Source organism: Cereibacter azotoformans (assembly GCF_021391315.1).
In the GTDB taxonomy this organism is placed as follows: domain Bacteria; phylum Pseudomonadota; class Alphaproteobacteria; order Rhodobacterales; family Rhodobacteraceae; genus Cereibacter_A; species Cereibacter_A azotoformans.
Genome location: NZ_CP090022.1, coordinates 134,127 through 146,745, shown reverse-complemented (window position 1 = coordinate 146,745; position 12,619 = coordinate 134,127). Strand labels below are relative to the sequence as shown.

The 12,619-nt window shown below is 69.2% G+C and carries 11 protein-coding genes and 1 pseudogene; 4 read left to right on the top strand and 8 right to left on the bottom strand.

The genetic code is table 11. The annotated features are described in order from the left end of the window. Position 1 precedes the first annotated feature (1 nt). The 5 genes from LV780_RS15780 to LV780_RS15760 form a co-directional block, all read right to left on the bottom strand. Complete coding sequence (locus LV780_RS15780; RefSeq protein ID WP_101340925.1) at positions 2–460, bottom strand: (2Fe-2S)-binding protein; 459 nt, start codon at positions 458–460, stop codon at positions 2–4. Between the two features lie 155 nt (positions 461–615). Next, positions 616–1,062 carry a ferritin-like domain-containing protein gene (locus LV780_RS15775; protein ID WP_108221208.1) on the bottom strand — a complete coding sequence of 149 codons (447 nt, stop codon included), beginning with the start codon at positions 1,060–1,062 and terminating at the stop codon, positions 616–618. Between the two features lie 88 nt (positions 1,063–1,150). Continuing rightward, positions 1,151–1,774, bottom strand: coding sequence for a helix-turn-helix transcriptional regulator (locus tag LV780_RS15770; RefSeq protein WP_011910092.1), 624 nt, complete (start codon positions 1,772–1,774; stop codon positions 1,151–1,153). A gap of 185 nt (positions 1,775–1,959) precedes the next feature. Next, positions 1,960–2,943, bottom strand: a complete 984-nt coding sequence (locus LV780_RS15765) for an aldose epimerase family protein (RefSeq protein ID WP_108221195.1) — start codon at positions 2,941–2,943, stop codon at positions 1,960–1,962. Positions 2,944–2,991: 48 nt separating this feature from the next. Beyond that, the gene (locus tag LV780_RS15760) at positions 2,992–3,984 is read right to left on the bottom strand and encodes a zinc ABC transporter substrate-binding protein (protein ID WP_117345057.1); all 993 of its coding nucleotides are present in this window, start codon (positions 3,982–3,984) and stop codon (positions 2,992–2,994) included. A gap of 71 nt (positions 3,985–4,055) precedes the next feature. On the opposite strand from LV780_RS15760, the gene LV780_RS15755 reads away from it, so the two are divergent. The 4 genes from LV780_RS15755 (at position 4,056) to LV780_RS15740 (ending at position 8,793) form a co-directional block, all read left to right on the top strand. Beyond that, on the top strand, positions 4,056–4,547 hold the full coding sequence (locus LV780_RS15755) for a transcriptional repressor (RefSeq protein WP_011910095.1): 492 nt from the start codon (positions 4,056–4,058) through the stop codon (positions 4,545–4,547). Further along, a complete protein-coding gene (locus LV780_RS15750; RefSeq protein WP_108221197.1) occupies positions 4,544–5,278 on the top strand; it encodes a metal ABC transporter ATP-binding protein in 735 nt (244 codons plus the stop codon). Before LV780_RS15755 ends, LV780_RS15750 begins: the two co-directional genes overlap by 4 nt. Then, positions 5,271–6,053 (top strand): iron chelate uptake ABC transporter family permease subunit, encoded by a 783-nt coding sequence (locus tag LV780_RS15745; RefSeq protein ID WP_108221198.1) that lies wholly within the window; start codon positions 5,271–5,273, stop codon positions 6,051–6,053. The genes LV780_RS15750 and LV780_RS15745 overlap by 8 nt, the downstream gene beginning before the upstream one ends. Before the next feature lie 244 nt (positions 6,054–6,297). After that, positions 6,298–8,793 carry a GcvT family protein gene (locus LV780_RS15740; RefSeq protein WP_108221199.1) on the top strand — a complete coding sequence of 832 codons (2,496 nt, stop codon included), beginning with the start codon at positions 6,298–6,300 and terminating at the stop codon, positions 8,791–8,793. A gap of 90 nt (positions 8,794–8,883) precedes the next feature. On the opposite strand, the gene LV780_RS15735 is transcribed toward LV780_RS15740, so the two are convergent. The 3 genes and pseudogenes from LV780_RS15735 to istA all read right to left on the bottom strand — a co-directional run bounded on the left by LV780_RS15735 (position 8,884) and on the right by istA (position 12,487). Next, on the bottom strand, positions 8,884–9,675 hold the full coding sequence (locus LV780_RS15735) for a glycoside hydrolase family 25 protein (RefSeq protein WP_108221200.1): 792 nt from the start codon (positions 9,673–9,675) through the stop codon (positions 8,884–8,886). A gap of 418 nt (positions 9,676–10,093) precedes the next feature. Continuing rightward, positions 10,094–10,957, bottom strand: coding sequence for an IS21-like element helper ATPase IstB (gene istB, locus LV780_RS15730; protein WP_101339570.1), 864 nt, complete (start codon positions 10,955–10,957; stop codon positions 10,094–10,096). Further along, positions 10,954–12,487 (bottom strand): annotated as a pseudogene (gene istA / locus LV780_RS15725) (IS21 family transposase). Before istA ends, istB begins: the two are co-directional and overlap by 4 nt. Positions 12,488–12,619 lie beyond the last annotated feature (132 nt).

The window sequence follows — 12,619 nt, the reverse complement described above, 5'->3', positions numbered from 1 at the left end:
CTCAACCCTCCAGCGTGCGGGCTGCCGCGTGGATCGCCTGCCGGATCCTGAGATAGGTCGCGCAGCGGCAGAGGTTCCCGCTCATGGCCCGGTCGATGTCCGCGTCGCTGGGCTTGGGCGTCTCGCGCAGCAGGGCGGTGGCCGACATCACCTGTCCCGACTGGCACCATCCGCACTGGGGCACGTCGATGGCGGCCCAGGCGGCCTGAACCGCTTCGATCTCGCGGCCCCGCATGCCCTCGATGGTGGTGACTCTCGCGCCCGTGGCCGAGCCGACCGGCGTCACGCACGAGCGCGTGGGCAATCCGTCCAGCATCACCGTGCAGGCTCCGCATTGGGCCATTCCGCAGCCGAACTTGGTGCCGGTCAGGCGCAGCTCATCGCGCAGCACCCACAGAAGGGGCGTGTCGGGATCGACGTCGAGACTGAGGTCGCGACCGTTGACGGACAGTGTGAGCATGGCTGCCTCCCCCGGTGGCCTCCGGGGGAACTAGTGGCCGGTGCCGCCGCGTCAAGTGGCCGCACCGGCTCGCCTGCCGCGGGCAAGGTCGTTCCGATGGTCGGGGACCGTCCTCGCCCAGAGCGCGCGGTTCAGGCTCAGGCTCAGGCTCAGGCTCAGGCTCGCGCCGCCTTGGCCTCGTCGAGGAGGCGGACAAGTTCCTGCCGCATGTCGCTCAGCTTCGCGCGCGCATCGGGGACCTGCGGCTGGGCCAGCGCCTCGTCGAAGGCGTCGAGGACATGCTGCTCGCCGCTCTCGACCTGCGCGAGAATGTCCTCGTCGATGTCGTCGAAGATCGACCTCAGCGAGACCACGGCGCGGTTCACGGTGGACATGAAGGTGCCCTCGTTGCCGGGGGTGCGCCCGGCCGCGGCAAGAAGGCCCGCCAGTTCGGTCGAGTGCCGGCGGTGCAGTTCCTGGAACCGCATGGCCAGCGGGCGGAACTCTGGCTCGGCCTTCCCGACCATGGTGTCGAAGCCCGCCAGCACGTCAACGCTCCGGTCGTGCAGCGCCTCGAGCGCGTCCGCGGCGGCCGTGTCGGGGGTGTAGGACTGGGTACTCATCATGGACCTCCATTTGCCAGAGCCGGTCCAACGTCCGCCACCCGTGCCTGTTCCGTCGCACCGGCTGCGGACGCCACGGAAAAAGCGGTCAGAGAAGCCCGCGCTTCTGGGCGATGTTGGCGGCCTGAACGGCGGTGCGGGCGCCGAGGCGCTGGCAGGCGGCCTTGAAGCGGGCCTTGACCGCGCCTTCCGTGATGCCGAGCCGCCAGGCGATCTCCTTGTATCGGACGCCCTCGCTCAGCATCCGCAGCACCTCGGCCTGGCTTTGCGTGAGGGCATCGCGTTCGGGCGCATGGAGTTCCGCAAGGCTCGCCCTGAGCGCGCCGATCTCGGCGTTGGTCATCTCGCGGTCGCTGCGGGCGAAGATGCCGAAGGTTCGCTTGCGGCTGCGCGAGATGCGGGCGGGCAGGCCGATCACGCAGCCGTAGCGCAGCCCGTGGAGGCGATAGGCCGCCATCACGCCCGCCTCGTCAGGCAGGGTCACCGAACTCCAGCGCGTGGCGCCGTTGGCGGTGGCCGCCCATCGCGTCAGCGGGTCCTTCATTCCGTAGGCGTGGGTCGTGTAGAAACGGATCCACTCCGATGGAAAGAGGTTCGACTCTTCCTCGGGCGCCAGAAAGCCCACCCGCAGCGCCACATAGCTGCCCGCGGGCGCAAGGTCCCGGAACAGCGGCTCCTGATCGGTCAAGGCGGAGAAGGATCGTAGCGTCATCTTCTTTTCTGGCAGGAATGCCAAGGATGGCGCGAACAGACCGTGCCGGCGCGGCAATCACAAGTTGCGCAAAAGGCAATGCCGCGGCCGGCCGCCGGAGGATCCGCAGCGGGCAAAACAGGTGTCGCATGTCGATGCAGCCCTGCGGGGTTGCCGCAAGGGGACGGTGCCCGGCTCGCGCGACCTCAGGCCGAGAAGCTGAACCGGGTCTCCTGCCGGAAGAGCGCCCCCGGCTGAAGGTCGATCGACGGGAAGGCCGGGTGGTGCGGGGCATCGGGCCAGAGCTGCGGCTCGAGTGCGAGGGCGTCGAACGCGCGGAGGGGGCGGCCGTGATGGCCGGCATGTTCACCGCTGTCGATGTCACGCCCGGTGTAGACCTGCAGCCCCGGCGCCGTCGTGGCAAGCGTCAGGCTGACGCCGGACCGGCCGGTGAGGCGGGCCACCTCGGTCAGGGTGCGCGGGCTGTGGGCCAGACAGAAATTGTGGTCGATCTCTTCCGCGGGTCCGAGCGGTCGACCGCTGCACAGATCGAAGGCGCCCTCGGCGGCCCGGATCTCGCCCGTCGGCAGACCGTCGGCGCTCGGCAACCAGTGCCCGGCCGCAAGGCGCAGGTGCTGGCCACCGATCCCCGGCTCGGGATCCAGCGTCCAGTAGCTGTGGTTGGCGAGGTTCATCAGCGTCGGGGCGTCGCTGACGGCCGTCAGCACCAGCCGGAGCGTGGCCGGCGGTGTCAGGGTAAACTCGGCCTTGATCCGCCGGTTGCCGGGAAAGCCGTCGATGCCGTCCGCCAGATCGAGGCGGAGGAGCGCGCGCGACGATCCGACTTCGACCACCTGCCAGAGGCGGCCATGAAAGCCCTGCGGACCCGAGTGGAGAAGGTTCGGACCCTCGTTCGGCTCGAACCTCACGTCGCGCCCGCCGATCCGGGCCGAGGCGCCTCCGATTCGATTGGCCACCGGCCCGACGATCGCGCCGAACCAGCGCAACGGGCCGAGGTAGGCGGCAAGCTCCGGGGCACCCGCCGTCAGCGGCCAGTCGATCCCCGCAAGGCGCACGTCCTGCAGGATGGCCCCGAGGTCGAGAAGTGCGACCCGCAGGCGGCCGGCCTGAAGCGTGATGCGTTGGACGGCCCGCCCGTCGGGGGCGGTGCCGAAGCGTGTGATGGTCATGCCCGCCTCCGATGCAGGCCGCAAGGCTGCGCCGGGGGTGGCACGAGGTCAAGGCGCCACGCAGGAGAGGATCCCGTCGGCAAGTCCGCGGATGAGGTCGCCATAGAGCCGCGGACCCGGCTCCATCGAGCTGCCCGAGGGGTCGAGCGGCGGGCCGATCCGGGCGCCCGTGTCCTCGGCGATCTGCTGCACGAGCCTTGGATCGTGCTGCGCCTCGGGAAAGATGCAGCGCGACTCGCCCGACATCGCCGCCCGCAGCTCGGACAGATGCGCGGCCCCCGGCGACGCGGCGTCGCCCGCCGAGATGCTGCCGGCGATGGTCAACCCGTAGTGGCTTGCGAAATAGCCGTAGGCGTCGTGGAAGACATAGAACGGCTGGCCGCGGGCCGCCTCGAGCCGCTGAGCCGTTTCCGTGTCCAGCGCGTCAACGTCGGCGCGCGCCGCCTCGGCATTCGCGGCATAGGTTGCGGCATTGGCCGGATCGAGATCGGCCAGCGCGTCGGCAACATGGGCCAGCCACTGCCTGGCGTTGGCCGGATCGAGCCAGAGATGCGGGTCAAGGCCCTCGTGGCTGTGGCCCTCGTGCCCATGCTCGTCGTCATGCGCATCCTCGACGGCGGAATGGTTGTGCTCTCCCTCATGGTCATGGTCATGGTCATGGTCATGGTCATGGTCATGGTCATGGTCATGGTCGTGGCCGGCCGTGTCCCCGAAATCCTGCCGATGCGTGCCTTCGAGCGTGGACAGACGGATTTCCTCTCCCTTGCGCCCTGCGAGTGCCCGTTCGAGCCAGCGCGTCATGTCCGGTCCGACCCAGACCACGAGATCCGCATCGGCCAGCGCCTTTGCCTGGCTTGGACGCAACTGGAACGAATGGGCATCGGCCCCGCGGTCGAGCAGCAGGGTCGGCTGACCGAGATCGCCCATGACCTGCGCCACCAGCGAATGGACCGGCGGCAGGTCGGTGACCACGCGAGGCACCTCGGCAAGGGCAGGGGCTGCAATCAGGCTGGCGAGGGCGAGTGGTATGGTATAACGCATGGGGCTGCCTTTCCTTCGGATCGGCACAGGTTTATGTGGTTATAACGTAACACGTCAATGGGGGACAGTGGATGGACGCCCGGACCCGAGGGGCGGCGGCCTTCGAGCCGCACGATCACAGCCGTTGCGCGGCCTCGATCCTCTCGCATGCCGAGGAGGTGGCGGCCGCGGCGGGCCTGCGTCTCACACCCGTCCGACGGCGGACGCTCGAGATCCTGCTCGAGGAGCATCGGGCGCTCGGCGCCTACGAGGTGCTGGACCGGCTGGCGCAGGAAGGGTTCGGCAACAAGCCCCCCGTCGCTTACCGGGCGCTGGATTTCCTCGTCGAGCAGGGCTTTGCGCACCGCATCCGTCGGCTCAACGCCTTCACCGCCTGCATGCATCCCGGCGAGGCCCATGCGCCCGCCTTCCTGATCTGCAGCCGCTGCGGGGCGGTGGCCGAGGCCCCGGCCGAACCGGTGCGGGCCGCGCTCGACGCGGCCGCCGGGCAGCTGGGCTTCGTGATCGAACGGACGAACATCGAAGCCGTGGGCCTCTGCCCCGCCTGCCGGGAGGCCGCATGAGCCTCATTGCTGCCCATCACCTGGCCGTGCGGCGCGGCCGGGACGAGATCCTGTCGGACGTGAGCCTCGCGGTCGCGCCCGGCGAGATCGTGACCATCGTGGGCCCGAACGGGTCGGGCAAGAGCACGCTTCTGCGCGCGCTTCTGGGCATCCTGCCGCCCGCCGCCGGTTCCGTGAGGCGCAAGCCGGGCCTGCGGATCGGTTATGTCCCCCAGCGGCTGCAGGTGGACGGAACGCTTCCGCTGACCGCGGCGCGATTCCTGTCGCTTCCCCGCAGGCACGGGACGGCCGAGGTCGAGACCGCCCTGCGCCGCGTGGGCGTGCCCGACGTGGCGGGCCGGCAGCTGGCCGACCTCTCGGGCGGGCAGTTCCAGCGCGTGCTTCTCGCGCGGGCCCTCCTGACCGATCCCGAGCTTCTGATGCTCGACGAACCGACGCAGGGTCTCGACCAGCCGGGCGAAGCCGCGTTCTACCGCCTGATCGAGGAGGTCCGCTCGACCACGGGCGCCGCCGTGCTGATGGTCAGCCATGACCTGCATGTGGTGATGGCGGCCTCGGACCGGGTGATCTGCCTCAACCGGCATGTCTGCTGCGAGGGCACACCGCGCGTGGTCTCGAACGCGCCGGAATACCGCGCGCTCTTCGGCCACGGGACGCAGGGGGTGCTGGCGCTTTACCGCCACGAACACGATCACGACCATACCCACGATGATCATCACCACCATGCTTGACGATTTCCTCATCCGCGCAGCGCTCGCGGGCATTGGCGTGGCGGCCGCGGCGGGGCCGCTCGGGGCCTTCGTCGTCTGGCGCCGGATGGCCTATTTTGGCGACGCCACCTCACATGCGGCAATCCTCGGCGTGGCGCTCGCGCTTGCGACGGAGCTGCCGGTGGGACTGGGCACGCTGATCGTCGCGCTGGTGATGGCCGCGACCGTTGCCATGCTCAGCGGCCGCGGCTGGGCCATGGACACGATGCTGGGCGTGCTGGCCCATTCCGCGCTCGCCTTTGGCCTTCTGGCGGTCAGCTTCCTTCCGTCGGTGCGCACCGACCTGTCCGCCTGGCTCTTTGGCGACATCCTCGCGGTGTCGCTGCCGGATCTCGCCTTCATCTGGATGGGCGCGGCGCTGGTTCTCGCGCTCCTCATCTGGCGCTGGACGGCGCTTCTCACCGCCACGATCAACGAGGATCTGGCGGCCGCCTCGGGCATCGATCCCGGCCGCGAGAGGCTGATCCTGACGCTTGCCCTCGCGGTCACGGTGGCGGTCGCGCTGAAGGTGGTGGGGGCGCTGCTGATCTCGGCCATGCTCATCATCCCGGCGGCGGCGGCGCGCGGTCTCGCCCGCAACCCCGAGCCGATGGCGCTGCTGGCGGCGCTGATCGGGGCAGGGGCGAGCATCGCGGGCCTTGGCGCCTCGCTCACCTTCGACACGCCGGCCGGTCCCTCGATCGTGGCGGCCGCGGCGCTCGCCTTCCTCGTCTCGGCGCTCCTGCGCCGCACCTGATCCTTTCACTCTGTCCAAATATCCTGCGGGGGGCTTCGCCGCAGGCGAAGTCCGCCGGGCCGCGCCCCGGCGCGGGGCGGCGGACGGGGGGCGCAAGGCCCCCCGGCGACGGCGGCCCACGGGCGTCCCGATCCCGTCATCCGGGGCGCATGTCGTTTTCGGACGCCAAATGTCGGGCCCACCTGTCCCGAACCGCGGCGATGAGTCATTGATGCGGCAAACCCTGCGGTGACGGAGTGCGCGGATGAAGACCCATGTGAAAGCCCTTGTCGTCGGCGGCGGCGCCGTCGGGACCGGCATCGCCTACCATCTCGCCAAGGCGGGCTGGGACACGATGCTGGTCGAGCGCGACGAGCTGACGGCGGGCTCCACATGGCACGCGGCCGGGCTCTTGCCGCTCTTCAACATGAGCTACGCCACCACCCACATCCACAAGTATTCGGTCGATTTCTACAAGGGGCTCGAGGCCGAGACCGGTCTGAACCCCGGCTTCTACGTCGTGGGCAACCTGCGCATGGCCCAGACCGACGCGCGGATGGACGAATACATGCTCTATTCGAGCGTGGCCGAGACCGCGGGCGTCTATCACGAATTCCTGACCCCCGCGCAGATCCGGGAGCGCTGGCCGCTGGTGCGGACCGAGGATCTGAAGGGCGCGCTGTTCCATCCGCAGGACGGCTACATCAACCCCGCCGACGTGACGCAGGCGATGGCCAAGGGCGCGCGGCAGCTCGGCTGCACCATCGAGCGCCGAATCCAGGTCAACGGTTATCGCTGGACGGGCAGCGAATGGATCGTCTCCTGCGCGCGGATGGTCGAGCAGGGCGGCAACCTGGTCGCTTCGGAGGAGACCTTCGAAATCCACGCCGAGCACGTGGTGACCGCGACCGGCAACCACGCGCAGCGCACCGCGCGGCTTCTGGGCATCAAGATCCCCGCGATCCCGGTCGAGCACCAGTATATCGTGACCGAGCCCGATCCCGCGCTCGTCGAGTGGCGCAAGTCGAACCCCCAGCACCCCGTCCTGCGCGACGCGGACGCCAAGTGGTACGTCCGCGAGGAGCGCGGCGGCTGGATCCTCGGTCCCTACGAGCGCAACGCCCCCGCGCGCTTCCTCTATGACGTGCCGCAAAGCTTCCGCGCCGACCTCTTCCCGCTGGATCTGGAGCGGATCGAGGCGGAATACATGTCTATGATCCACCGCATCCCGTCCTCGGAAACCGTGGGGCTCAAGGACGATTACAACGGCCCGATCTGCTACACGCCGGACGGCAACCCGCTGGTCGGCCCCGCGCCTGGCCTGCGCAACATGTGGCTGGCCGAGGGCTTCAGCTTCGGCATCACCGCGGCGGGCGGCACGGGCTACTACCTCGCGCAGATGATGACGGAAGGCGAGGCGGAGATCGACATGGCCTCGCTGGACCCGAAACGTTACGGCTCGTGGATGACGACCGAATACGCCGCGCGGAAGAACGAGGAATGCTACGAGCACGTCTTCATCCTCCACCATCCCGACGAAGAGCGCGAGGCCTGCCGTCCGCTGCGTACCGCGCCGGTCTATGACCGGCAGAAGGCGCTCGGCGCGCAGTTCGGGCAGGTGAACGGCTGGGAGCGGCCGAACTACTACGGCCCGCGGGACGCCGCGCCCGGTTTCGACCACGACAGCCGCAGCTTCCGCCGCGGCGCCTGGGTGCCCTTCGCGCGCGAAGAGGCCGAGGCGCTGCGCGCGACCGCCGGCCTGATCGACGCGACCGCCTTCACCAAGCATCTGGTGCGCGGCCCGGGTGCCACGGCGTTCCTCGACTGGTTCACCTGCAACAAGCTGCCGGCGGTGGGGCGCATCAACCTGACCTACGCGCTGACGCCCACCGGCACGACCCGCACCGAATACACCATCGTGCGGCTCGCCGAGCACGAATATTACCTCGTCTCGGCCGGCGCCTGGACGGCCTATGACGCGGATTACCTGCGGAAATGCGCCGAGGAGAAGATCGCCGACTTCGGCTGGATCGACATCCACGACGTGACCACGCAATGGGGCGTCTTCGCGCTGGCGGGGCCGAACGCGCGCGCCATCCTGAACGAGATCGTCAAGGACGCCGATCCCGCGACGGTGCTGTCGAACAAGCGGTTCCCCTGGCTGTCCTGGCGCACCATCGAGCTTGGCATGTGCCCGGTGCGCGCGGTGCGCGTGGCCTACACCGGCGAGCTGGGCTGGGAGCTGCACCACCCGATCGAAATGTCCACCTATCTCTGGGACCTGCTGCTAAAGGCCGGCGAGACGCACGGGCTGAAGCTCGTGGGCGCGCGGGCGCAGAACTGGCTGCGGCAGGAGAAGAGCTACCGCGCCTTCGGCAACGAACTGGGCCGCGACGCGACACCGATGGAGGCGGGGCTGGACCGCTTCATCGACCTCTCGAAGGAGTTCCAGGGCAAGCAGGCGATGCTCGACACCGGCATCCGGTCGAAATGCGTGACCCTCTTGATCGACGGGCCGGCGGATGCCGATCCCTGGGGCAAGGAGGCGCTTCTGCTGAACGGCGAGAAGGTGGGCCGCCTGACCTCGGGCGGCTGGTCGGTGGCTTTCGGCAAGCAGATCGGCATGGGCTATGTGCGCCCCGACCTGGCCCAGGTGGGCACGAAGCTGCAGGTGCGGATGTTCCGCGAGACATACGAGGCCGTGGTTGCCGAGGATTCACCCTACGATCCGAAGAATGCCCGGATCCGGCAGGACGGCTGAACCGGAAGGCCGGGGGGCTGTCTGCCCCCCCGCGCCGCCGGCCGGGGCCGACGGCGTCCCCCCGAGGATATTTGGACCAGCGTGAAGGGCTCAGCGCAGGTTCCGCGCAAGCCAGGCGGCCCACTGGGCGGCGCTGCCGTTGAAGACGTTGATGTCGGTGATCTTGTCGATGCCGGGCACGATGCCGGTTCCGGTATATTGCCAGAAGGTCCAGGGATGGCCGTTGTAGCGCTCGTGCGGGTGCGCGGCGACCGAGCGCAGCCAGAAGTCGTAGCCCGTCAGGCGCCACATCTCGTTGCTTTCGAAGAAATCCACGGTCGTGTAGATGATCGGGCGCTTGCCATAGTGCTGCCCGACCTGACGAAGAAAGGTCAGCGCCTCGGCGCGGACGACGGCCGGTTCCGGCCGGAAGGTGCAGGTGGGCGAGAAGGGGTTCCACTCCATGTCGAGCACCGGGGGCAGGGCGCGCGGCGCGTTCGGCACGTTGCGGATGAACCACTCGGCCTGTTCCGAGGCCGGGCGGCAGAAGTAGAAGAAATGGTACGCGCCGCGCGGCACAGCAGCGCGGCCTGCACCGCGCCAGTTCTCGTGGAAGGCGGCATCCAGCCGGTCGCCGCCCTCGGTTGCCTTGATGAAGGCGAAGGAGACGCCCGCCGAGGCGGCGGTGGGCCAGTCGATCGGACCCTGAAAGCGCGAGACGTCGATGCCGTGCACCGGATAGGTCGAGGGCGCGCGCCCGGCCCACGGGTGCGGCTTGGCGTCCCCAAAGCTCGGCGGGGCAATGGTGACGGTCTGGCCGGAGGGCAGCTCTGCGGTGACTTCGGGCCGGCCGCAAGAGAGCAGCAGCGCCGCAAGGCCGAGGGCGAGGAGGCGTGGGTTCATGGGGCTCCGGGAGGGTGCGAGGTCGGATGCCGGCGACTTTGGCCGAATTGCCGGCCCCTGTCACCCCCGGCCGGGACGCGATGCGCCGCCGACGTGTGTCTGGGGCAGAGATGTTCAGCCGGCGTTTCCGACCGGCCGAGCGTGCAGCTCTTCGTGCGGACCGCGTCGCAGATGGCTTCGACATCGGACGTGTCGGTCTTGCCCCGCCTTGCATAGGCTCCAGACCCTTTGCCTAGGGCGGTTCGCGTGATTCAGGCCGCGCAAGGAGACGTGACCGATGAGCAGCCTCTGCGGGCCGTCCGAACTGTGCCGCAATCGCGAGCTGCGGACTTGAGTCGCCGGGCCGTGTAGAGCGTCAACCTTCTTGGCCGTGACCGACAACCAGGATGGCCGGTTTTGACCGCTGCGGTCGTTGGTGTTACTCGGCGCTGATCTCCCTAAGCTTGTCGTTGATGTTGTCGGTGGCTTCGACGCCGATGTTGTCGCTGGAGGCTGTCGGCGCAGCGACAGGCTCGGAGGATCGGCGTCGTGCGGCGGCGCGGCGGCGGAAGCTCTCGCCGTTCATCTCGAGGATGGTGGCGTGGTGAACCAGCCGGTCGATGGCGGCGACGGTCATGGCCTGATCGGGGAAGACGCGGTTCCAGGCGCTGAACGGCTGGTTGGCGGCGATGGCGAGGCTTCGCGTCTCGTAGCGCCGGGCGATGAGCTCGAAGAGCACCGAGCTCTCGGCCTGGTCCTTCTGGGCGTAGGTGATGTCGTCGAGAATGATCAGGTCGAACTTGTCGAGCTTCGCGAGTGCGGCCTCGAGGACCAGATCGCGGCGGGCGGCCTGCAGCCTCTGCACGATGTCGGTGGTGGGGGTGTAGAGGACGCGCTTGCCGGCCTCGACGAGAGCATGGCCGATGGCACAGAGAACGTGGCTCTTGCCGGCGCCCGAGTTGCCGATGGCGATGAGATTGGCGCCGGTCTCAACCCAATCCCCGGCGGCCAGCGCCTCGATGCGGGCCCGGGTCACGCCGGGCAGTGCCTTGAAGTCGAGCGTTGCCAGCGTCTTGCCGCCGGGGAGTTCGGACTGCTGCAGATGGCGCTGGATGCGGCGGGCATCGCGATCGGCGAGCTCGACCTCGGCCAAAGCTGCGAGGAAGCGCGACGCGGGCCAGCCCTCGGCGTCGGCGCGGTCTGCGAGCATCGTCCAGTGGCGCTGGATGCTGGGCAGGCGGAGAGCCGTGAGCATGGCGGGCAACGCATGCACATCGACGGGGCGCGGGGCAGCGGCGGTCATGCGCGCGCCTCCAGCAGTTCGTCGAAGCGGGCGAGATCGGTGAGGTTGACGGGCGTGTCGTCGGGCAGCTCGCGCCGGCGCGGCTCCAGCTTACTCCTTAGCGCATGGGCTTCGGGCAATTCGCCATGACCGAGGGTCTGGGCAATCAGCGCGGCCAGTTCAGCCTCACAGCCCTCCTCATGGGCGAGCCACAGCAGATCGACCATGCGACGGCAGGCGTCGCGACGCGGCAAGGCGGCGGACAACGCGACCCAGGCCTCGGCGTATTCCGATCGCGGGAACAGGCCGTCGCGGTAAACGGAACCGGCCAGCGCCTGCGGCTTGCGGCGCAGGGCGTGGATGACATGGCGATAGTTGACGCAGTGGACGCGGGTGCCGTCATCGCGGCCGCGACGGCGGGGGTGCGTGACGACAGGGGTCGCTCCGAGAAAGGCCTCGATCCGGTCGTCGTAGACATGGACCCGTTTCGCCGGAGGCGAACCTCCGGTTCGACCGCTTGCCGATCAGTTGGGAGGGCGCCGAGTAGAAGACCTGGTGGACCAGGAAGCCCCCGGTCTTCGTGACCCGCGCGACCACCTCGGTGAAGTCGGTGGTGCGCCGGGCCGGCAGCGGCCTGAGCGCCGCCATCTCAATGCGCACCGCGGACTCGCGCCGGCGGTTGCGTCGAGCAACCAGTTCATCGACGAAGCGGCGCCAGCTGGCGAGATCGGCGAAGTCGCGGGAGCCGCGCAGGATCAGGGCCTGATCAAGGGCGACCTTCAGGTGGTTGTTGTGGGCCTCGACAGATCCATTCTCGTGCGCCTCGCCCGGATTGTTGCGGCTGGCGAGCATGCCGTAGTGGGCGCAGAAGGCGTCATAGCGCTTGGTGACGTCCGCCGCGGCCTCGGCATCGAGGTTCCGATAAGCTGCGGACAGGCTGTCGGTGCGATGCTCGCCAGGCACTCCGCCAAGGGTCCAGAGCGCGTTCTGGAGGTTCTCGGCCAGCGCCGGGAAGCTCTCGCCGCCCAGCACCACGGCGGCATGTTCCCAGCCGCTGTAGGCCAGGACGAAGTGGTAGAGGCGCTGCTCAAGCGGCTGCCCCGCGATCGTCACGCAGAGTTCGTTCGCATCGGTGAAGTCCGACAGCGCCATCCGGCCGGGTTCCGGCGTCTGGCGGAAGATCACGTCGCGCTCGGGTCCGTTCAGGGCACGCCAGTCGCGGACGCGCCGCTCGAGCGTCCGGCGCACGCGGTCGTCGGGGAAGGCCTCCGGATCGCTCGTCTGAAGGTGCCGCAACAGGGTGACGGCCTGAACGGCTGGATCACGCGCGAGGATCGGCAGCAGCACCGGTTCCCACACCGCCTCGAGCGGGTCGGGCACGGTGCGGCCCCGGGGGGCCGGACGTTGCGATGGAAGGCGCGGATCGGCATCGATGCGGCGGGCGGTGCGTTCGCTGAAGCCGGCGCGGGCGGCGGCGACACGCTGGCTGTGCTGGAGACGGTCGGTCATGTAGACTCTCACTTGCTGGTCGGTGACGGGTTTGCCCGGCACGGTCGGATCTCCGTTTGGTAGCAGAGACCTCGACCCTACCGGCCCGCAGCGGCCAGCACCTACCCTTCTCCCCCGAAACGAGGGCCAGCCGCTGGGTTCAGCCTCCGGGACGGGCTACGCCCGTCCTCCGGC